18 protein-coding genes are annotated in these 20,079 nt (G+C 64.5%); 12 read left to right on the top strand and 6 right to left on the bottom strand.

Features of this window, described 5'->3' with window-relative positions:
• Positions 1–45 precede the first annotated feature (45 nt).
• Positions 46–252 (top strand): hypothetical protein, encoded by a 207-nt coding sequence (locus tag AC2TZ7_RS15145; protein ID WP_098411339.1) that lies wholly within the window; start codon positions 46–48, stop codon positions 250–252.
• Positions 253–404: 152 nt separating this feature from the next.
• Positions 405–2,408: an acetyl-CoA carboxylase biotin carboxylase subunit gene (locus tag AC2TZ7_RS15140; RefSeq protein WP_489864856.1), complete on the top strand. Its 2,004-nt coding sequence runs from the start codon at positions 405–407 to the stop codon at positions 2,406–2,408.
• A 98-nt stretch (positions 2,409–2,506) separates the two neighbouring features.
• Here AC2TZ7_RS15140 and AC2TZ7_RS15135 read toward each other — a convergent pair whose 3' ends face one another.
• Entirely contained in the window at positions 2,507–2,983 is a 477-nt protein-coding gene (locus AC2TZ7_RS15135; protein WP_152845285.1) for a DUF4174 domain-containing protein, read from the bottom strand.
• Positions 2,984–3,161: 178 nt separating this feature from the next.
• Between AC2TZ7_RS15135 and AC2TZ7_RS15130 the strand changes: the two genes are divergently transcribed.
• From AC2TZ7_RS15130 to AC2TZ7_RS15110, 5 genes are all read left to right on the top strand, one after another.
• A complete protein-coding gene (locus AC2TZ7_RS15130; RefSeq protein WP_489864855.1) occupies positions 3,162–4,091 on the top strand; it encodes a hypothetical protein in 930 nt (309 codons plus the stop codon).
• A complete protein-coding gene (scpA, locus tag AC2TZ7_RS15125) occupies positions 4,063–6,192 on the top strand; it encodes a methylmalonyl-CoA mutase (RefSeq protein WP_098411335.1) in 2,130 nt (709 codons plus the stop codon). Before AC2TZ7_RS15130 ends, scpA begins: the two co-directional genes overlap by 29 nt.
• Before the next feature lie 224 nt (positions 6,193–6,416).
• Positions 6,417–7,103 (top strand): tellurite resistance TerB family protein, encoded by a 687-nt coding sequence (locus AC2TZ7_RS15120; protein ID WP_098412536.1) that lies wholly within the window; start codon positions 6,417–6,419, stop codon positions 7,101–7,103.
• Positions 7,103–8,110 carry an endonuclease/exonuclease/phosphatase family protein gene (locus AC2TZ7_RS15115; RefSeq protein ID WP_489864854.1) on the top strand — a complete coding sequence of 336 codons (1,008 nt, stop codon included), beginning with the start codon at positions 7,103–7,105 and terminating at the stop codon, positions 8,108–8,110. The genes AC2TZ7_RS15120 and AC2TZ7_RS15115 overlap by 1 nt, the downstream gene beginning before the upstream one ends.
• Before the next feature lie 46 nt (positions 8,111–8,156).
• On the top strand, positions 8,157–8,573 hold the full coding sequence (locus AC2TZ7_RS15110; protein WP_489864853.1) for an AAA+ family ATPase: 417 nt from the start codon (positions 8,157–8,159) through the stop codon (positions 8,571–8,573).
• Here AC2TZ7_RS15110 and AC2TZ7_RS15105 read toward each other — a convergent pair.
• The 5 genes from AC2TZ7_RS15105 to AC2TZ7_RS15085 are packed head-to-tail and all read right to left on the bottom strand — an operon-like array spanning position 8,570 to position 15,630.
• Entirely contained in the window at positions 8,570–10,120 is a 1,551-nt protein-coding gene (locus AC2TZ7_RS15105) for a Ppx/GppA family phosphatase (protein ID WP_489864852.1), read from the bottom strand. The genes AC2TZ7_RS15110 and AC2TZ7_RS15105 overlap by 4 nt on opposite strands.
• A 39-nt stretch (positions 10,121–10,159) precedes the next feature.
• Complete coding sequence (locus AC2TZ7_RS15100) at positions 10,160–12,325, bottom strand: RNA degradosome polyphosphate kinase (protein ID WP_489864851.1); 2,166 nt, start codon at positions 12,323–12,325, stop codon at positions 10,160–10,162.
• Between the two features lie 50 nt (positions 12,326–12,375).
• Positions 12,376–13,050, bottom strand: a complete 675-nt coding sequence (locus tag AC2TZ7_RS15095; protein WP_489864850.1) for a P-loop NTPase family protein — start codon at positions 13,048–13,050, stop codon at positions 12,376–12,378.
• Positions 13,051–13,052: 2 nt separating this feature from the next.
• Positions 13,053–14,195 (bottom strand): AI-2E family transporter, encoded by a 1,143-nt coding sequence (locus AC2TZ7_RS15090; protein WP_489864849.1) that lies wholly within the window; start codon positions 14,193–14,195, stop codon positions 13,053–13,055.
• A gap of 55 nt (positions 14,196–14,250) precedes the next feature.
• The gene (locus tag AC2TZ7_RS15085) at positions 14,251–15,630 is read right to left on the bottom strand and encodes a pentapeptide repeat-containing protein (protein WP_489864848.1); all 1,380 of its coding nucleotides are present in this window, start codon (positions 15,628–15,630) and stop codon (positions 14,251–14,253) included.
• 133 nt (positions 15,631–15,763) lie between these two features.
• Here AC2TZ7_RS15085 and proS point away from each other — a divergent pair, with 133 nt between their 5' ends.
• From proS to AC2TZ7_RS15060, 5 genes are all read left to right on the top strand, one after another.
• A complete protein-coding gene (proS, locus tag AC2TZ7_RS15080) occupies positions 15,764–17,101 on the top strand; it encodes a proline--tRNA ligase (protein WP_098411329.1) in 1,338 nt (445 codons plus the stop codon).
• A complete protein-coding gene (locus AC2TZ7_RS15075; RefSeq protein WP_489864847.1) occupies positions 17,088–17,600 on the top strand; it encodes a hypothetical protein in 513 nt (170 codons plus the stop codon). Before proS ends, AC2TZ7_RS15075 begins: the two co-directional genes overlap by 14 nt.
• A 145-nt stretch (positions 17,601–17,745) precedes the next feature.
• Positions 17,746–19,038: a lipoprotein-releasing ABC transporter permease subunit gene (locus AC2TZ7_RS15070; RefSeq protein ID WP_489864846.1), complete on the top strand. Its 1,293-nt coding sequence runs from the start codon at positions 17,746–17,748 to the stop codon at positions 19,036–19,038.
• Positions 19,031–19,714, top strand: a complete 684-nt coding sequence (locus tag AC2TZ7_RS15065) for an ABC transporter ATP-binding protein (protein WP_078606113.1) — start codon at positions 19,031–19,033, stop codon at positions 19,712–19,714. The genes AC2TZ7_RS15070 and AC2TZ7_RS15065 overlap by 8 nt, the downstream gene beginning before the upstream one ends.
• Positions 19,711–20,034, top strand: a complete 324-nt coding sequence (locus tag AC2TZ7_RS15060) for an arsenate reductase family protein (RefSeq protein WP_489864845.1) — start codon at positions 19,711–19,713, stop codon at positions 20,032–20,034. Before AC2TZ7_RS15065 ends, AC2TZ7_RS15060 begins: the two co-directional genes overlap by 4 nt.
• Positions 20,035–20,079: the final 45 nt, after the last annotated feature.

Raw genomic sequence — 20,079 nt, 5'->3', positions numbered from 1 at the left:
GATAAACTTGTGTCCAATCATAACCGCTATTGGAGGCAGTTTCCCATGCGCAAAACCCCGATCCTTCTTCTCGTTGCCGGCCTCGCTCTCGCAGGCTGCATGCAAACCGACGGCCAGCGCGCCCTCGCCGGTGCGGCCGGCGGCGCGGTCATCGCGGATGCGACCGACAACAACATCGTCGCCGGTGCGGCCCTCGGCGCGCTCGCAGGCACGTATTGCGACGACGCGGGCGTCTGCACCCGCTCCTACTAAGCACATCCGCGCGGCTTTCGCCGCGTCCGATCGCTATCCGACCGCCATCGGGGCTGCACGCCCCGGTGGCGGTTTTTCTTTTGTCTCACATCATGAACACGACACGCGGGGCGGGGGGATGCCCCTCCCGCACCGGAAGGGAAGGGCCTGACATGTTCAAGAAAATCCTGATCGCCAACCGTGGCGAGATCGCTTGCCGCGTCATCAAGTCGGCGCAGAAGATGGGGATCAAGACGGTCGCCGTCTATTCCGATGCCGATGCGCAGGCGCTGCATGTTCAGATGGCCGACGAGGCGGTGCATATCGGCCCGCCCCCGGCGAACCAATCCTATATCGTGATCGACAAGATCATGGACGCGATCCGCCAGACCGGCGCCGAGGCGGTTCACCCGGGCTATGGCTTCCTGTCGGAGAACAAGAAATTCGCCGAGGCGCTGGAGAAAGAGGGCGTCGCCTTCATCGGCCCGCCCTCGGGCGCGATCGAGGCGATGGGCGACAAGATCACCTCGAAGAAGCTCGCGAAAGAGGCGGGCGTGTCGACCGTGCCCGGCTATATGGGGCTGATCGAGGACGCCGAGGAAGCGGTGAAGATCTCCGACGAGATCGGCTACCCGGTGATGATCAAGGCGTCCGCCGGTGGCGGCGGTAAGGGGATGCGCATCGCGTGGAACGCCGATGAGGCGCGCGAGGGCTTCCAGTCGTCGAAGAACGAGGCGGCGAACAGCTTCGGCGACGACCGTATCTTCATCGAGAAATTCGTGACCCAGCCGCGCCACATCGAGATTCAGGTGCTCGCCGACAAGCACGGCAACTGCGTCTATCTGAACGAGCGCGAATGCTCGATCCAGCGCCGCAACCAGAAGGTCATCGAAGAGGCGCCGTCGCCCTTCCTCGACCCCGAAACGCGCAAGGCGATGGGCGAGCAGGCCGTGGCCCTGTCGAAAGCGGTGGATTACTGCAGCGCGGGCACGGTGGAATTCATCGTCGACGGTGAGAAGAACTTCTACTTCCTCGAGATGAACACCCGTCTTCAGGTGGAGCACCCGGTTACCGAGCTGATCACCGGCATCGACCTCGTCGAGCAGATGATCCGCGTCGCCGATGGCGAGAAACTTCCGATGAAACAGGAAGATATCGGCATCAACGGTTGGGCGATCGAGAGCCGTCTCTATGCCGAAGATCCCTATCGCAACTTCCTGCCCTCGATCGGGCGTCTGACCCGCTACCGCCCGCCGGTGGAAGGCAAGACCGCTTCGGGCGGCATCGTGCGCAACGATACCGGCGTCTTCGAGGGCGGCGAGATCTCGATGTTCTACGACCCGATGATCGCCAAGCTCTGCACCTGGGCGCCGAGCCGTGGCGAGGCGATCGAAGAGATGCGTCTTGCGCTCGATATGTTCGAGGTCGAGGGCATCGGTCACAACCTGCCGTTCTGTGCTGCGGTGATGGATCACGAGCGCTTCGTGACCGGCAACATCACCACCGCCTTCATCGAGGAGGAATATCCCGAAGGGTTCAACGGTGTGACGCTGGACGCGGGGATGCTGCGCAAGGTCGCGGCCGCCACCGCCGCGATGGAGCGCGTGGCCGAGATCCGGCGCACGAAGATCTCCGGCACGCTCGGCAATCACGAGCGCAAGGTCGGCAAGGATTGGGCCGCCTCGCTGCAGGATGAGGATTTCAAACTCAAGGTGAACGCGGATCGCAACGGTTCGACCATCCTGTTCGAGGATGGCGAAGAGATGCGCGTCGAGAGCGACTGGACGCCGGGCGACCCGCTGGCCGAACTGACGGTGAACGGGGCGCCGCTGGTGCTGAAAGTCGGCAAGATCCCGATGGGCTTCCGCATCCGGGTGCGTGGCGCCGATCTGAAGGTTCATGTCCGCACGCCGCGCCAGTTCGAGCTCGCGCAGCTGATGCCGGTGAAACTGCCGCCGGATACCTCGAAATTCCTGCTCTGCCCGATGCCGGGCCTCGTGGTGAAGATCTCGGTCGAGGAAGGCGCGGAAGTGCAGGAGGGTCAGCCGCTGGCCACCGTCGAGGCGATGAAGATGGAGAACATCCTGCGCGCCGAGAAGAAGGGCACCGTGAAGAAGATCAACGCCGAGGCGGGCGCGAGCCTTGCCGTCGACGACATCATCATGGAGTTCGAATAAGTGACGCCCGCGCCGTGGCATAGGGAGGCCGGGCGACCGGCTCACCCCGCCACGGCGGGGCGCGATCTATTGGCGCGCGGTGTTGTGCGGGGATGTGGTCAGAAGCCGCGCTCTTCGCGGATCTCGTCGCGCCGGATCGGCATCTTGTCGATCGAGCGGACGATCTCGCGCGCGTCCCACGGGGCGGGCTTGCGCAGGTTCACCGTGCCGTCCTTGGCGATGATGACGAGGGAAAACCCGCGCGGGCGCAGCGTGCGGCGCACGTCGCTGGCCGGATCGGGCGTGGTGTCGGTGATGACGACGACGTCGCGCCGGGCCAGCTCCGCCCAATGGTCCTTCAGATACCGGATCTGCTCCTTGAAGGCCGGGTCGAGCGGGCTGTCGGCGAAGACGACGATGGGCCGTTTCTGCCAGACGAACGCGTCCAGATCCGCATCCGCCCCATCGACCGGTGCGAAGGGGGGCGTGACCTCGGGCTCTGCCACGGCGAGATCGACGGTGCTGTCCTGGGCTGCGGCCGCAAAGGGCGTCAGCGCAAGAAATGCAGCGAGTCCAAGGGATAATAGACGGGTCATGGGCTCCTCTCTCGTTCCTGATATATGCGTGCGAGCCCCCTCGCACCATGCCAGACCGTGCGAATTTTCGCGAAATGCGGCCTTTAAGCGCGCCGCAAGGAATCGCGGTGCAGACTGGCGCCGGGTTTTCGGGGCTGCGGTAGGGTGCCGCTTGGACCCGGGGCCGTGGGGGCCGGGCATGGATGTCATTTTGCATATCGGGGCGCATCGCACTGCGACGACGACGTTTCAGGCGTGGATGCTGCAAAACGCCGACGCGCTGGCCGCAGGCGGGATCGCCTATTGGGGGCCGGACCGGACGCGGGCGGGGCTGTTCTCGGGGCTAGTGAAGCGCCCCGATCTGGTGACGCCCGAGGATGGGGCGGCGCTGTCGCGGCTGCGAACCGCGCTGGCGTTCGAGCTGGACCGGCTCGCCGATCAGGGGATGCGCCATCTGGTGATCTCGGAAGAGAACCTGCTGGGCGCGATGCCGCATTGCGTGGATATGCTGACGCTCTACCCGGATGCCGCGGGGCGGCTGGAGCGTGCGCGACAGGTGCTGGGCGGGTATCTGAGCGGCGTGGCGCTGTCGATGCGGCGCTATGATATGTGGTGGTCCTCGGTGCTGTCGGTGATGGCGGGGCGGGGCGCAGGCCTGCCCGATGCGCGCGGGCTTGCACGGCTTGCCGATCATCCGCGCGGCTGGCCGGAGGTGATCGCGCAGGCGCAGACTGCGCTTGGCGCCCCGGTCACGGTCTGGAGCCATGAGGCGCTGGGGGCGGCGCCGCAGGCCCAGCTTCAGGCGCTTGTGCCGGGCGAAAGCCTGCCTACGGGGCTGTACGACGCCCGCCGGCAGCGCAATGCGGCCCCGGGGCGCGCGGCGCTGCGCGAGGGGCTTCTGCGCGCCGGGCACCGCGTCGCGGCGGGGCCGGGGCGCTGGATGCCTTTCGATCAGGCGCAGCGCGCGCAGATGACCGCCCGCTATCTGGAGGATTTGACCTGGTTGCGCCACGCGCCGCCGGGACTGAATTTCGTGGAAATGACGGCCGAAGATGCGGGGAAGACACCCGCCGCGGCGACAGTGGAAGAAGGATTTGGCCATGACGGACAAGAAAGAGGACTGGCGTAAGCTCGCCGAGAAGGAACTGCGTGGCAGGCCGTTCGACGACCTGACCTGGAACACGCTCGAGGGGATCGCGGTCAAGCCGCTTTACACCGAAGAGGACGTGGAGGGGCTCGACCATCTGGGCACCATGCCGGGCCTGTCGCCCTTCACGCGCGGCCCGCGGGCTACGATGTATGCGGGCCGTCCGTGGACGATCCGGCAATATGCGGGTTTCTCGACCGCCGAGGAGTCGAACGCCTTCTACCGCAAGGCGCTCGCCGCCGGTCAGCAGGGCGTGTCGGTGGCCTTCGACCTCGCCACCCACCGCGGTTACGATAGCGATCACCCGCGCGTCGTCGGCGATGTCGGCAAGGCGGGCGTGGCGATCGATAGCGTCGAGGACATGAAGATCCTGTTCGACGGTATCCCGCTCGATCAGATTTCGGTCTCGATGACGATGAACGGCGCGGTGATCCCGATCCTCGCCAACTTCATCGTCACCGGCGAAGAGCAGGGCCATGATCGCAGCGTTCTGTCGGGCACGATCCAGAACGACATCCTCAAGGAGTTCATGGTCCGCAACACCTATATCTATCCGCCCGAGCCTTCGATGCGGATCATCGCGGATATCATCGAATACACTTCGAACGAGATGCCGCGCTTCAACTCGATCTCGATCTCGGGCTACCACATGCAGGAGGCTGGCGCGAACCTCGTGCAGGAGCTGGCCTACACGCTAGCGGACGGGCGCGAATACGTGCGCACCGCGATCAAGGCGGGGATGGATGTCGACAAGTTCGCGGGCCGTCTGAGCTTCTTCTTCGCGATCGGGATGAACTTCTTCATGGAGGCCGCCAAGCTGCGCGCGGCGCGCCTGCTGTGGAGCCGGATCATGGAAGAGTTCGAGCCGAAGAAGCCGCAAAGCTCGATGCTGCGCACCCACTGCCAGACTTCGGGCGTCTCGCTGGCCGAGCAGGATCCCTATAACAACGTGATCCGCACCGCCTATGAGGCGATGTCGGCCGCGCTTGGCGGCACGCAGTCGCTGCACACCAACGCGCTGGACGAGGCGATCGCGCTGCCCACCGAGTTCTCGGCCCGGATCGCGCGCAACACGCAGCTGATCTTGCAGGAAGAGACCGGGATCACCAACGTGGTCGATCCGCTGGCGGGCTCCTACTACGTCGAGAGCCTCACGGCGGAACTGGCCGAGAAGGCCTGGGAGCTGATCGAGGAAGTCGAGGAGATGGGCGGTATGACCAAGGCCGTGGCCTCGGGCATGCCCAAGCTGCGCATCGAGGAAACCGCCGCCCGGCGTCAGGCACTGATCGACCGGGGCGAGGATGTCGTGGTCGGTGTGAACAAGTACCGCCGCGAGACCGAGGACGAGCTGGATATTCTCGACATCGACAATGCGAAGGTGCGCGACAACCAGATCGCGCGGCTCGAGAAGATGCGGGCCAGCCGCGACGAGGCGGCCTGCGAGGCGGCGCTGACGGAACTGACGCGCCGCGCCTCCGAGGGTGGCAACCTGCTCGAGGCGGCGGTGGAAGCTGCACGCGCCCGGGCCTCTGTGGGAGAGATTTCGATGGCGATGGAAAAGGTGTTCGGACGTCACCGCGCCGAGGTGAAGACGCTCGCCGGTGTCTACGGCGCGGCCTATGACGGCGACGAGGGCTTCGCGCAGATCCAGAAGGACGTCGAGACCTTCGCCGAGGAAGAGGGCCGCCGCCCGCGGATGCTGGTGGTGAAGATGGGTCAGGACGGCCACGACCGCGGCGCCAAGGTGATCGCGACGGCCTTCGCCGATATCGGCTTCGACGTCGATGTGGGCCCGCTGTTCCAGACGCCGGAAGAAGCCGCCCAGGACGCGATCGACAATGACGTCCATGTGGTCGGGATTTCGTCGCAGGCGGCGGGTCACAAGACGCTGGCACCGAAGCTGATCGAGGCGCTCAAGGAGAAGGGCGCCGAGGATATCATCGTGATCTGCGGCGGCGTGATCCCGCAGCAGGATTACGACTACCTCAAGAAGGCGGGCGTGAAGGCGATCTTCGGGCCGGGGACGAACATCCCGCTGGCCGCGCGCGAGATCCTCGACATCGTGCGTCAGGCGCGGGCCTGAGGGCGCTGAGGGGGGAGGGGGCTCTGCCCCCGCGCTGACGCCCCCCCTCCCGGGATATTTTGACCAAGGCGAAGTCCGGGCTTTGCTTTGAATTTGGGCGGCGCGCGGGGGAACCCTGTGCGCCGCCAGTCATTTCAAAACATTACAATGATTTAATCACAGGGCGGATTTGCGCGGGTGCATTTCCGCCGCAGCGCGGCTAGACTTGAACCATGGACAAGCCCATCTCTCTTTGGTCGCGTATCGCGCAGGCGCTCTCCGCTCTCGGGCGGGGGGAGGCGCTGTCGACGGTCTTCGACAATCTGCGCCAGCCGCCGGAACGCTCTGTTGCTTTCACCATCGCGGTGATTGCGCTCGGGGCGAAGATGGCGAAGGCCGACGGGCAGGTCACGCGCGACGAGGTGGCGGCGTTCCGGCGGATTTTCCAAATCCCGCCGGAAGAGGAAGCCAATGCCGCGCGCGTCTTCAACATGGCGCGCACCGATGTGGCGGGCTTCGACGCCTATGCCCGCAAGATCGCCAATATGTTCGGCCCCGGCGCGGATGTTCTTAAAGACGTGCTCGAAGGGCTGTTCTTCATCGCGCTGGCCGATGGCGATTACCACGAGGGCGAGGATGCCTTCCTGCTGGAGGTCGCGCGGATTTTCGGGCTGGAGGAATGCTGTTTCCGCGCGATGCGTTCGGCCTTCGTCGACGATGCCGATCCCGATCCCTGGACCGTGCTGGAGGTCGAGCCGGGCACGCCGCTCGATCAGGTGCGCAAGGTCTGGCGCAACAAGGTGCGCGAGGCCCATCCAGACCGGGCGATTGCCCGTGGTCTGCCCGAAGAGGCCGTGCAGCTCTCCGAGGCGCGGGTCATCGCGCTCAACAAGGCCTGGGAGGAAATCCGCGCCAGCCATGCGGAGGCGTGATGCGGATCGCCACTTGGAATATCGAGTGGTTCAACAGCCTTTTCGCGCGCAACGGGGCGCTTCTCGACGATAGTGAATGGTCGGCGCGCTACAACGTGACGCGCAGCCAGCAGACCGGGGCGATCGCGATCGTGATGAGCGCGCTGGAGGCCGATGTGCTTCTGGTGGTCGAGGCGCCCGACGACAATCATCGCCACAAAACGGTGGATATGCTCGAAGGCTTCGCGGAGCGGTTCGGGCTGCGCCAGCGTCGTGCGCTTTTGGGCTTTTCCAACGACACGCAGCAGGAGCTGGCGCTGCTCTATGACCCCGATGTCGTGACGGCGCGGCATGATCCGCAAAGCTCGGAGGCGTGGCCGCGTTTCGATGGCAGCCTGCGGATCGACCTCGATATCGATGCGCGGATGGATACGGTCACCTTTTCCAAGCCGCCGCTGGAGGTGGTTCTGGGGACGCGGTCCGGGGAGGTGATGCGGATGATCGGCGTGCATGTGAAGTCGAAAGCCCCGCATGGTGCGACGAGCCCGGAGACCGCGACCCGCATGGCGATAGAGAACCGGCGCAAGCAATTGGCGCAGTCGATCTGGATCCGGGGCCGCGTGGAGGAGCATCTGGCGGCGGGCGACAGCCTGATCGTGCTGGGCGATTTCAACGACGGTCCGGGGCTCGACGAATACGAGAAGCTGTTCGGACGCTCGGGCGTGGAGATTGTCGCGGGCGAGGGCGGCCCGGAAGCGGAGCGACTGCACGATCCCCATGCGCGGCTGTCGAAAGCCCATCACACGGCCGCAGCCCCGAGTTCCGCGCGGTTCTACCTCGTTGATCAGAAGCAGTATTTTTCGGCCATGCTGGATTATGTGATGCTCTCGCCCGATCTGGCGGCACGGGCGCGGGAGTGGCGTATCTGGCACCCGTTCGACGACCCGCATATCTATCGCGTGCCCGAATTGCGCGAGGCGCTTTTGCAGGCCTCCGATCATTTTCCCGTCTCGGTCGATATCGAGTGATCTCGGGGGCGTGATTTTCGCGCCGCTTGCGCGTAGGATCGAGGGTATGAAACAGCCGCTTGTCATCGTTTTCTCGCTCGCCCTTCTGGCAACGCCCGTCTCCGCGCAGGAGGAGGGCGGCGATGTCGATCGCGGGTTCTCCTTGCTGCAGGAGGGGGCGCAGACGCTGTTTCGCGGGCTGATGGACGAGATGAAGCCGCAACTCGACGAGATGCAGAAAGGCTTGGGGGAGGCCGCGGCCCAGTTGGGGCCGAAGCTGCGCCAGTTCCTCGCGCTGGTCGACGACATGTCGAATTACGGGGCGCCCGAGCGGCTGCCCAATGGCGATATCATCATGCGGCGGAGCCCGGACGCGCCGCCGCCGCCGCCCCTGATGACCGAGCCGCCCGAGGACGCGCCGCAGAAAGACGGCCCGGAGCAAGGCGGGCCGGTCGAGATCCCGGAGGGCGGGATCGAGCTTTAATCGGTGATGATCGGCTCGGCCTTCAGCGCGTTCGCAAGCGAGCGGAAGCGCGACTCGGCGACCTCGCCCATCAGCGCCTTGCCGCGCTTGGTCAGCTTCAGTTCCAGCTCGCCCATCTTGGCCGAATATTTCAGCTCGCCCGCATCGGCGGGGCTGTGGGTCGCGAACATCGAACCGAAGCGCATCGCCTTGCCCAGAACCTCGGCCTCCTGAATCTGCTCTTCCGACAGCAGCGGCAGGAACGGCTCCAGCCGCGAGCCGTTGCGCGAGTTCTTGTAACGATGCAGGAGCGCCACGCCGAGCCAGATCCGCTCGGGGTGGGACATGGCCGAATAGTTCGCGCGGGTGACGTTCTCGAAACAGGCCTCGGCGCGGTAATCGGGATGGGTGCGCCATGTCGTGTCATGCAGCAGGCAGGCCGCGCGCACGAGGCGGAATTTCTCGGGCGGAAGGGGCCCGAAGATCGGTTCGATGAAGGCGTGGAGCTTTTTGCCGAAGCCGGGCATCCGGCTCATCACGCGCTCGGTATGGCGCGCGGCTTCCACCAGCGGATCACGGCGGCGCAGCCGTTCGGGCATCTGTTCGTAAAGCAGCCCTTCGCGGATGCCGTAGGCGGAGACGTCGATCTCCTTGGGCTGGAAGGTGGCGATCAACTCGCGCAGCACCTGGCTGGCGAGCGGGACGAGTTCCATCCGCGCGGCGGAGGTGCCGGTCTTGGAGCGCAGCTTCTCCATGTCGGATTTCCCGATCCACTCGATCGTCTCGCCCAGCTCGTCGGGCTTCATCCGGTATTCGTGCTGCACCAGCAGCGGATAGTCGCGCCGCTCCATGTCGAGCCGTGCGATGGCGCGCCACGAGCCGCCGACGAGATAGATGCGTTCGTGTTCGGTGCCGACCTTCTCGGCCAGCTCCTTGATCGTGGCCTGAATATGGGCGGCGATCGCCTTCTTGCCGCCGGGGATCTGCTGCAGGCGGAAGGGGCCAAGCTGCGAGGTCGCGCGCCGCCAGACCTTGCCGCCGCGGATCTCGGCTAATTCCATGGAGTTGCCGCCGATATCGCAGACGAGACCCTCGGCCTCGGGCCAGCCCAGAAGCACCCCTTGCGCGGACAGCCGCGCCTCTTCCAGCCCGTCGACGATATGGACCTTGAGGCCGGTCTCTTTCTCGATCTTGGCGTGAAACTCTGGGCCGTCCTCGGCATCGCGCATCGCGGCGGTGGCGACGCATGTGAGCGGGCCGATCTCCATCCCCTCGGCGAGCGCGGCGAAGCGTTTGAGTGCGGTCAGCCCGCGTTCACGCCCCTCGGGGTTGAGCTTGCCTGTCTCCGCCAGCCCTTGGCCGAGACCCGCCATGACCTTCTCGTTGAAGAAATAGGCGGGGCTGCGCGCCGCGCCATCGAAGACCACCATCCGGATCGAGTTGGAGCCGATATCGACGACGCCGACGCGCGAGAGCGCGCGCACGGATGGGTCATCGAAGAGAGGCTGGCCGAACGGATCCCAATCGTCGCTGTCATCAACTGCCGGCGCCGCTTTGTCTTTGCTCATCTGCCCGTCCGTTCGAGTCGTCCGGCCTCCACGCTAGGGCTAGTCGAAGCTATGGGCAAGTTCGGGAACGTCGCTTGCCCCAGCGGAACCCCGGCCCGAGAGCGAGGGGTATTCCATGAAGAACCGGTGGCAGGAGAACAGGTCCTCGCGGTCGTCGGGCAGGTGGCGGATGAACTTTCCGTCGGGCTGCAAAATCCAGCTCTGCGCCTCGTCGGCCATGTTCGCCGCCATGATCTGGCTGACGATCTGCGCCTTCACCGTGGGGTTCTTGGCCTCCACCAGCGTCTCGACCCGGCGATTGAGGTTGCGCCCCATCCAGTCGGCGGAGGAGAAGAACACCCGCGCGTCGTTGGAGGGCAGGGCATGGCCATTGCCGAAGCAGACGATGCGCGAATGCTCCAAGAACCGCCCGACGATGGATTTAACCCGGATATTCTCGGACAGGCCCTTGATGCCGGGGCGGATGCCGCAGATGCCGCGGATCACGAGCGAGATTTTCACCCCCGCCTGCGAGGCCCGGTAGAGCGCGTCGATCACGTCGGATTCGATCAGCGAATTCATCTTCGCCCAGATCGCCGCCGGTTTGCCCGCCTTGGCGTGTTCGATCTCGCGGTCGATCAGGTCCAGCAGGCGCGGCTTCAGCGTGATCGGCGAGATGGCGAGGTTCTCAAGACCCTCGGGCTGCACATAGCCCGAGAGATAGTTGAAGACCTTGGTGGCATCGCGCCCCAGCGCCGCGTCGCAGGTGAAGAAACTCAGATCGGTGTAAATCTTCGCGGTGATCGGGTGGTAGTTGCCGGTGCCGTAATGGGTGTAGGTCACCAGCTGATCACCCTCGCGGCGCACCACGGTCGAGATCTTCGCATGGGTCTTGTAGTTGATGAAACCATAGACGACATGAGCGCCCGCGCGCTCCAGACGGCGCGACTGGCGGATATTGGCGGCCTCGTCGAAGCGGGCTTTCAGCTCGACCAGAGCGGTCACGGATTTGCCGTTCTCAGCCGCCTCGCAGAGCGAGGAGACGACGGGGCTGTCCTTCGACGTGCGATAGAGCGTCTGCTTGATCGCCAGCACGTTCGGGTCGTTCGCCGCCTGATCGATGAAGCGCACCACCAGATCGAAGGTCTCGTAGGGGTGGTGCAGCAGGATGTCCTTCTGCTTGATCGCGGCGAACATGTCGCCCTCGTGGTCCTGCACGCGTTCGGGCACGCGCGGGATGAAGGGCGGCCAGAGCAGATCGGGGCGCTCGCTCAGGATCAGTTCCTTCACGTCGGCAATGCCCACGAGGCCCTTTTCCTCGACCACCTCTTCGGGATCGACATGCAGCTCGCGCATCACCAGCGCCTGCAGGTCTTCGGGCGCGCCGGGCGAGACCGACATGCGGATGACCTGCCCGCGGCGGCGGCGTTTCAGCGCGGTCTCGAACTCGCGCACGAGGTCTTCGGCCTCGTCCTCGACTTCCAGATCGCTGTCGCGCAGCACCCGGAACGAGCACGAGCCCACATCCTTGTAGCCCGGGAAGAGCGAGCTCAGATGCAGCATCAGAAGCTGTTCGAGCGGCAGGAACCGCGCCTCGCCCGGCAGGCGCACGAAACGGTCGATCTGCGCCGGGATCGGCAAGAGCGCCTGCAACCGGCGCTGATCGCTTTCCCGCTCCAGCTCCAGCGCGAGGCAGAAGCCGGTATTCGGGATGAAGGGGAACGGGTGCGCGGGGTCGATCGCCAGCGGCGAAAGCACCGGGAAGACGTTGTTGAGGAAGTGATCCGAGAGGAAGTCGAGATCGCGCTTGGTCAGCCGCGAACGGCTCACGACATGAATGCCCTCGCGCTCCATCTCGCGCTTGAGCGCCGACCACGTCGCCTGCTGGGTGTCCATCAGCCGCCGGGCATTGGCGTTGATCTTCTCCAGCTGCTCGGCCGGGGTGAGCCCGTCATCGGAGGCGTTCACGTTACTCTCGCGCACAAGCTCCATCAGGCCCGCCACGCGCACGGTGTAGAATTCGTCGAGGTTCGTGGCCGAGATCGACAGGAAGCGCACGCGCTCCAGGAGCGGCACACGCGGATTGCGCGCCTCTTCCAGCACCCGCCAGTTGAAGGCCAGCCAGCTCAGTTCGCGGTTGAAGAACCGGCCCGGTCCGCTGATCTCCGACTCGGGCAGCGCGATTGGCGTGGGGAAGGGGGTCTTGAGGAAATCTGCTTGGGTCATGGCGCGCTTATCGTTGGATTTTGTAATGGCTCCGTGACAGTTTGCGCGGCTCAGTCGAGACTGTCCAGAACCTCCGCCGCCAGTCTTTGGGTGATCGCACGGCGTTGTGCGAGCGCCTGCCGATCGAGCGCCGCGACCAGTTTGCGCGCGGTCGCCAGAGAGCGGTCCATCCGCGTGACCAGCCAGCCGATCAGGTTGGGCGGTACGGTCAGTTGCCGGTCCGAGAACAGCTTCACCAGAACGGCCGCCAGCAGCGCGTCATCGGGGGGCGTGATCCGCACCGTCGCGGTCGCCTCCATCCGGCTGATCAGGTCGGGCAGGGTCATCCCCCAGTCGCGCGGTGGCGTGCGCGCGGTCAGCAAAAGCCGCCCACCCTCGGCCTGCATCAGATTGTGCAGGTGAAACAGCGCGCGCTGGCCCGCCTCATCCGCGCCGATCCTCTCGGCCCGTTCGATCACGGTCGCGCCCTTGGCTACGAGGGCAGGGGCCATCTCTTCGGTCAGATCGCGCGCGGGCAGGATGTCGGCGCCCTGTTCATCGGCCCAGATCGTCGCGAGATGCGTCTTGCCCGCGCCTTCCGGCCCGATCAGGATCATCCGGCCCAGCGGCCATGTTTCGCGCGCATCGAGGGTCGTCACCGCCAGCGCATTGGCTGGCGAGATGAAGAAGTCTTCACGCCCCTGCGCGGAACGCAGGTGCAGCGGGAAGGTCAACTGCTCGGCCATTCTCAGCTCTCGTGTTCGGTCGTCTCGGTCGCGCCCGTCACTTCCCCGGTCTCCTCGTTGATGAGAGAGATCGGCGAATGGGCTATCGGCTCGCGCTCCGTTTGCCCTCGGTAAAGCGCCCCTTGCAGATATTGGTCGATGAAGAAGCGCGCAACCACTCCGATCACCGCAGCGACGGGAACGGCGACCAACATGCCAACAAAACCGAACAAAGTGCCGAAAGCGGACAGCGCGAAGATCAGCCAGAGCGGATGCAGCCCGACCGAATCGCCCACGAGTTTCGGGGTGACGAAATTGCCTTCGAGAAACTGGCCGAGCACGAAGATGCCCGCGACGATTCCGATATTGAACCACTCGCCCCAGAACTGGAACAGCGCGAGGCCGATGGCGAGCGCGCCGCCGATGATCGCGCCGATATAGGGGATGAAGGTCAGCGCGCCTGCGACCGAGCCCACCAGCAGCCCGAAATCGAGCCCCGCCGCCATCAGCGCGATCGCGTAGAAGGTGCCCAGCACGAGGCAGACCGTGACCTGACCGCGCACGAAGCCCGAGAGCACCCGGTCGATATCACGCGCGATGGTGCGGATCGTGTGGACGTGATCGCGCGGCAGCCAGCCGTCGACCTTCGCCACCATCCGGTCCCAGTCGAGCAGCATGTAGAAGGCCACGACCGGCACCACGACGATGAAGACGACCACATTCACCAGCGTCATCGCCGAGCTTAGCAGGGTCGCCGCCAATTCGCCGCCGCGCGCCTTGATCGCGGTGCCGAGGCTGTTGAGCGTATCGTTCACGACCGAGTTGTGCAGGAGATTGGGGAAACGCTCGTTCAGGAAGGTCTGCAACGAGGCCAGAAGATCGGGCGCGAGGGCGACCAGCTGCGCCAGCTGCCGCGCCAGCATCGGCACCACGGCGAGCGCGAGGATCACGAAGATCAGCACCGTCGCCAGTCCGATGATCGCGGTAGAGACCGCGCGGCTCAGCCCCAGCTTTTCCAGCCGGTCGGCCAGCGGGTCGAGGAAATAGGCGATCGCGCCGCCCATGATGAAGGGCAGGATGACATTGCCCAGCCACCACAGCGACAGGACCAGCACCAAGGCGGCGACGGACCAATAGGTGACTTGCTGGCGGGCAGGCAGGGCCATGCGCGGTCCTTTTCAGCGATGCGTTCGCTCTAACGTGGCGAAATGCGGTGGGAAATCAAGGCTTCGCGTCGGAACGACTGGTCGGGAGATGACTGTTCAGCCAGTCAAAGTAGGCCATATGTATGTCTAGGCCTAAGTCCTCAGTCGCCCATCCGACCGGTGGTGCGATCTCGAGGGGACGAATCGTGTAGCGGTGGTAGAAGCGATTGCTTCCGTCGCCGTAGGAATCTTCAAGAAAATCAATCTCTGGAGAGATATGAAACGACATGCCTTCAAATTTTGAGCCGAGAAATTTGTTACTTGAAAGAGGAGTGTCCGGTAAACGCCCTCCAGAGAAGCTGCTTGCGATGAACTGACTGAAACTCCAGAAAGATTGCCCGAAATTCGTGTCCGCGAATGTACAAAAAGAAAGATTGCAGTGGTCGATGCTGCACTCCCGCATATCACAGTGAAAGAAGTTACAATCCAGTAGCACTGATGACCTGAGCTTAGCTTTGCGGAATACAGATCCGGAAAAGTCCGTATTGCTCCAATCTCCGTTTTCCAAGACGATCGACGAGAGGTCACATGACCTGAGGTCCAGTCGATATCTCCTCTTTTGGGTTGAATTCCGCTCTTTCAGCGCAGCGGCGATCTTCGCGAAATATTTGCCGGCGGGTTTGTTCTCTACCGAGAGTTCAAGCAAGGTCTCCCAGATAGTATGACCGCGAGTCGCTGCCTCAACTTCTCTGCCCGCAGTAGGTCGTTTTCCAAGAATATTCATTGCGATCATGATGTCAGATCGCGGTGACGAAACTTCATCTAGGTTCTCTTCGTGGCTCTCTGCTGGCGCGTTGTTGCGAATATAAGCGCAGAGGACTTCCATCACCCGCACATAGTCGCGCTCCTTGTCGTAGGTCAAAGAGTCTTGCGATATCCGTTCCAGCGAGAGAAGTCCGCCGATCCGCACCTCGATATTGGGTTCGCTCAGTTCTGTAATGATCGGTTTCTTGAAGTCTGGCTTGCTGTCGCTCCCGTCTTCGTAAAGGAGGGTGCCTTCCTTGTTGCGACGATGTACGCGCACAACCTTCTCCGCTCCCAGCTGCTCCACGGCCTTGGAGATGCGGTCGGTGATATGGCCCTCCTTCTGGAAGCCAAGCTGGCGGTGCTTGATCACCGTGCCCCAGATCACAAAGGGCGCGCCGAGGATTGCCGCAATCAAGGCTCCAGCACCCAGATTGGGGCCACCAGCGCCAGTCCAGACCTGATGTGCGGTTCCAAGGACGACGACGAAGGCCGCGATCAATGCGCACACCACAAGTATCGGGACAAAGATTAGAACCGAAGACAGAACGAAGCCGACCAACCGTCCATAGGGGCGGGCCAGCCTCCAGTCCGGGGCGTCGGTCAGCCCAATCCAGTCGAGAAGGTCTTCGGGACGAGGTTTCTTTGCCATTAAATGCTCGCGTTACAATACCCGTAGCATGGAACAACTCTGCGACGCTGCCAAGACGCCACCATCTTGCCCAACGCCCCCGTTTCCTCTAGGCCAAACGCAACGTCTGACACCAACCCTCGAAGGACCGCTCATGCGCCTGTCCCGCTATTTTCTTCCCGTTCTCAAGGAAACCCCCGCCGAGGCGCAGATCGCCTCGCATCGGCTGATGCTGCGTGCGGGTATGATCAAGCAGCAGCAGGCAGGGATCTATTCCTGGCTGCCGATGGGCTTCAAGGTGCTGCGCCGGATCGAGCAGATCGTGCACGAGGAGCAGGCGCGCGCCGGCCATCTCGCGATCCAGATGCCGACGCTGCAATCGGCCGATCTGTGGCGCGAGTCGGGCCGCTATGACGGCTATGGCGAAGAGATGCTGCGGATCACCGACCGGCAGGGGCGCGATATGCTCTATTCGCCCACCGCCGAGGAAATGGTCACCGATATCTTCCGCGCGCATGTGTCGAGCTACAAGCAGCTGCCGCTGACGCTCTATCAGATCCAGTGGAAATTCCGCGACGAGATCCGCCCGCGCTTCGGCGTGATGCGCGGCCGCGAATTCCTGATGAAGGACGGCTACAACTTCGACCTCAGCAAGGAAGACGCGCTGCACGCCTATAACCGCCACCTCGTCAGCTACCTGCGCACCTATGAGCGCATGGGGCTGCAGGCGATCCCGATGCGCGCCGATAGCGGCCCGATCGGTGGCGATTACACGCATGAATTCCTCGTGCTGGCCGAGACGGGCGAGTCGGAAGTGTTCTACGACAGCGAGATCACCGATCTGACCTTCGGCGACCGCGAGATCGACTATGACGACGTGGCGCAGTGCCAGAGCGTGCTGGAGGAGTTCACCTCGCGCTATGCCCGCACCGACGAGACCCACGACGAGGCGGCCTTCAACGAGGTCCCGGAAGAACGTCGCCGCGTCGCGCGCGGCATCGAGGTCGGTCAGATCTTCTATTTCGGCACGCAGTATTCCGAGGCGCTGGGCGCATCCGTCCAGACCCCGGATGGCACGAAAGTTCCGGTCCATATGGGCTCGCACGGGATCGGCGTGAGCCGTCTCGTCGGCGCGCTGATCGAGGCGAACCACGACGACAAGGGCATCATTTGGCCCGAGGGCGTGACGCCGTTCCATGTCGGTATCGTCAATCTCAAGCAGGGCGATGTCAGCTGCGACAGCGCCTGCGAAGCGCTGTATCGCGCCTTCCTCGATCACGGGCTCGACCCGCTCTATGATGACCGCGAAGAGCGCGCGGGCGCGAAATTCGCCACCATGGACCTGATCGGCCTGCCGTGGCGCATCACCGTCGGTCCGCGCGGGATCGCGGCCAACAAGGTGGAACTGACCTGCCGCCGCACCGGCGAGAGCGAGGAGATGCCGGCGGAAGAGGCGGTCGAGAAGATCGTGGGCATCTATGAAGGGCTTTGATCTGATCTTCGCGGCCAGCGCGGTCGCGGCGAGCCTGCTCGCCGGGCCCGCTTTGGCCGAAGGCACGGGGCAGGGTCTCGTGGCGTGGTCGAGCGAGGCGCTTGGCATCTCGGCGAAAGTGCCGCAGGGCTGGACGTCGGATGAGATGCCGGGGGGCGGGATCCTGTTCTCCGCCCCCGATATCGACCCGCACAAGACCGCCCATGTCGCGCTGCGCGCCCATGTCGATCAGGGGGCCGACCTCACGGTCGCGCATGAACAACTGCTGCACACGATCCTGCTCGATGGCGATACGGTGCTGTCGGATAACGTGACCGAGGACGGGTTCGCTATCCGCTCCAAGGACTCGTTTGGAAAGGTGACGCTGCGCAAGACCGAGCGGCTCGATTGCGCGGGTGGGGCGGTGCTCGCCTCCGTGCAGACCGATTACCCGGCCGATCTGGCCGAGGGCATGGCGCCGCTTCTGGCGGATGTGCCCGGCACGCTGGGCTGCAAATAGGGGGCTCTGCCCCGCCCGTTCCGGGCTCCCCCGGGATATTTCGACCAAGCCGAAACAGGCGCGCTCTCGCCGCTATGACCGGGCGCAGGCTTGACCTTTCGACCCCGCCGCGCCAGCTTGCGCCGAATTTTCGTGGATGGAGCCGATGGCCGCACGCACTGCCCCGTTTTCCCGTTTCGAGTTCATGATCGCATGGCGCTACCTGCGCGCGCGCCGCGCCGAAGGTGGCGTCTCGGTCATGACATGGATTTCCCTGATCGGCATCGCACTGGGCGTGGCCGCCTTGATCGCGACGCTTGCCGTGCGCGCGGGCTTCCGCGCCGAGTTCGTCTCGACCATCGTCGGCTCGAACCCGCAGATCACCGTCTATTCCGCGCCGATGGAAGTGGCCGAGGGCTCGGGCGTCTATTCCAAGCTGATCCGCGACTATGCCGCGCGCACCGAGCGGATCAAGGCGATCCCCGGCGTGGTCAGCGCGGCCCCGGCGGTGCGCGGACAGGCGATGGTCAGCTTCGGCGACCGCTCCAACGTGGCGGATGTCTACGGGCTGGCGCTGTCGGATCTGAAGAATATCCCCAATATCGCGCATTCCGACGACGCGCAGGGCGATATCGACAATTACGGTGAAGGCATCGCGATCGGCATCGGGATGGCGCGCGATCTGGGCGTGACGGTGGGCGACACGGTCAAGGTGATCTCGCCCAACGGGGCCAAGACGCCGTCCGGCACGAGCCCGCGGGTGAACGCCTACAAGATCTCGTATGTGTTCTCGGCCGGGCGGTATGACATCGACCAGACGCGGCTTTATATGCCGTTCAAGGAGGCGCAGAGCTTCTTCAACCGCGAGGGCGGGGTGGATGAGATCGACGTCGACGTGGCCGATCCCGAGCGCATCGCCGAATGGGAGCCTGCGATCATGGATGCGAGCGGCAAGGGCACGCTTTTGTGGACATGGAAGGACGCCTCGTCGAGTTTCCTGCGCGCGCTGACGGTCGAGGACAACGTGATGTTCATCATCCTCTCGATCCTCGTGCTGATCGCCTCGATGAACATCACCTCGGGGCTGATCATGCTGGTGAAGAACAAGGGCCGCGACATCGGCATCCTGCGCACGATGGGGCTCAGCGAGGGCTCGATCCTGCGGGTCTTCTTCCTGTGCGGGGCCTTCACCGGGGTGATCGGGACGCTGGCCGGTCTGGGGATCGGGGTGCTGTTCTCGGTGAATATCGACCACGTCATGGGCTTCGTGAACTGGCTCAATGGCGGCGATGCCTGGGACCCGTCGATCCGCGGTATCTATCACCTGCCCGCGAAATTGCAGCCTTGGGACGTGACCAAGGCGGTGGCGCTGTCGCTGACGCTGAGCTTCATCGTGACCATCTTCCCGGCGCGCCGTGCTGCGCGCATGAACCCGGTGGAGGCGCTGCGCTATGAATGACGTGCTGATCTGCGAACAGTTGGAAAAGTGCTACAACCGGGGCAAGCCGAACGAGATCACGGTACTCAAAGGTCTCGATCTGACCATTCCGAAAGGGCAGGTCGTGGCGCTGGTCGCGCCCTCGGGGGCGGGGAAATCGACGCTTCTGCATATCGCGGGGCTGCTGGACACGCCCGATTCCGGCCGGGTTCTGATCGACGGCGAAGACTTGACCGGTGCGCGCGATGGCAAACGCACGGCGGCGCGGCGCGAGAAGCTGGGCTTCGTCTACCAGTTCCACCACCTGCTGCCGGAGTTCTCGGCGGTCGAGAATATCGTGCTTCCGCAGCTCGCCAATGGCGTCAGCCGCAAGGCCGCGGAAGAGCGGGCCAAGGACCTGTTGAGCCGCGTCGGCATGGCGGGCCGGATGGATCACCGCCCCTCGGCGCTGTCGGGGGGCGAGCAGCAGCGTGTGGCGTTCTGCCGGGCGCTCGCGAACGGGCCGAGCCTGTTGCTGGCCGACGAGCCCACCGGCAATCTCGACCCGGCCACGTCTGACACCGTGTTCGACGTACTGATGGGGCTGGTGCGCGAGACGGGCCTGTCGGCGCTGATCGCGACGCATAACATGGAACTCGCCGCCAAGATGGACCGTGTGTTGCATCTGGATAACGGCGCGCTGGAGGAGGGGATATGATCGTTTACGGGATTTCGACCTGCGACACGGTGCGCAAGGCGCGCAAAGCGCTGGAAGCGGCCGGGCGCGATGTGCAGTTCCGCGACGTGCGGGCTGAGCCTCTGACGGGGGCCGAGGTCGCGGAACTCGAAGCCGCGTTCGGCGACAAGATCGTCAACCGCGCCTCCACGACATGGCGCAACCTGCCCGAGGATGAGCGCGAAAAGCCCGTCGCCGATCTGCTGAGCGAGCACCCCGCGCTGATGAAGCGCCCGGTGATCCGCGAAGGCGACAAGCTCACGCTGGGCTGGGCGAAGGCCACGCAGGCCGAGTGGCTCTGAGAGGGGTGCCCCTCACCAACGACTGAGACAGAAAAACGGCGCGCA

The organism is Thioclava sp. ISO4, assembly GCF_058105145.1.
This window is presented reverse-complemented; position numbering and strand designations above follow the sequence as displayed.

What these genes read in the sequence shown, in the direction of transcription:
- AC2TZ7_RS15145 (WP_098411339.1), top strand. Translation starts at nt 46, where the DNA reads ATGCGCAAAACCCCGATCCTTCTTCTCGTTGCCGGCCTCGCTCTCGCA.
- AC2TZ7_RS15140 (WP_489864856.1), top strand. Translation starts at nt 405, where the DNA reads ATGTTCAAGAAAATCCTGATCGCCAACCGTGGCGAGATCGCTTGCCGC.
- AC2TZ7_RS15135 (WP_152845285.1), bottom strand. Translation starts at nt 2,983, where the DNA reads ATGACCCGTCTATTATCCCTTGGACTCGCTGCATTTCTTGCGCTGACG.
- AC2TZ7_RS15130 (WP_489864855.1), top strand. Translation starts at nt 3,162, where the DNA reads ATGGATGTCATTTTGCATATCGGGGCGCATCGCACTGCGACGACGACG.
- scpA (WP_098411335.1), top strand. Translation starts at nt 4,063, where the DNA reads ATGACGGACAAGAAAGAGGACTGGCGTAAGCTCGCCGAGAAGGAACTG.
- AC2TZ7_RS15115 (WP_489864854.1), top strand. Translation starts at nt 7,103, where the DNA reads ATGCGGATCGCCACTTGGAATATCGAGTGGTTCAACAGCCTTTTCGCG.
- AC2TZ7_RS15110 (WP_489864853.1), top strand. Translation starts at nt 8,157, where the DNA reads ATGAAACAGCCGCTTGTCATCGTTTTCTCGCTCGCCCTTCTGGCAACG.
- AC2TZ7_RS15105 (WP_489864852.1), bottom strand. Translation starts at nt 10,120, where the DNA reads ATGAGCAAAGACAAAGCGGCGCCGGCAGTTGATGACAGCGACGATTGG.
- AC2TZ7_RS15100 (WP_489864851.1), bottom strand. Translation starts at nt 12,325, where the DNA reads ATGACCCAAGCAGATTTCCTCAAGACCCCCTTCCCCACGCCAATCGCG.
- AC2TZ7_RS15095 (WP_489864850.1), bottom strand. Translation starts at nt 13,050, where the DNA reads ATGGCCGAGCAGTTGACCTTCCCGCTGCACCTGCGTTCCGCGCAGGGG.
- AC2TZ7_RS15090 (WP_489864849.1), bottom strand. Translation starts at nt 14,195, where the DNA reads ATGGCCCTGCCTGCCCGCCAGCAAGTCACCTATTGGTCCGTCGCCGCC.
- AC2TZ7_RS15085 (WP_489864848.1), bottom strand. Translation starts at nt 15,630, where the DNA reads ATGGCAAAGAAACCTCGTCCCGAAGACCTTCTCGACTGGATTGGGCTG.
- proS (WP_098411329.1), top strand. Translation starts at nt 15,764, where the DNA reads ATGCGCCTGTCCCGCTATTTTCTTCCCGTTCTCAAGGAAACCCCCGCC.
- AC2TZ7_RS15075 (WP_489864847.1), top strand. Translation starts at nt 17,088, where the DNA reads ATGAAGGGCTTTGATCTGATCTTCGCGGCCAGCGCGGTCGCGGCGAGC.
- AC2TZ7_RS15070 (WP_489864846.1), top strand. Translation starts at nt 17,746, where the DNA reads ATGGCCGCACGCACTGCCCCGTTTTCCCGTTTCGAGTTCATGATCGCA.
- AC2TZ7_RS15065 (WP_078606113.1), top strand. Translation starts at nt 19,031, where the DNA reads ATGAATGACGTGCTGATCTGCGAACAGTTGGAAAAGTGCTACAACCGG.
- AC2TZ7_RS15060 (WP_489864845.1), top strand. Translation starts at nt 19,711, where the DNA reads ATGATCGTTTACGGGATTTCGACCTGCGACACGGTGCGCAAGGCGCGC.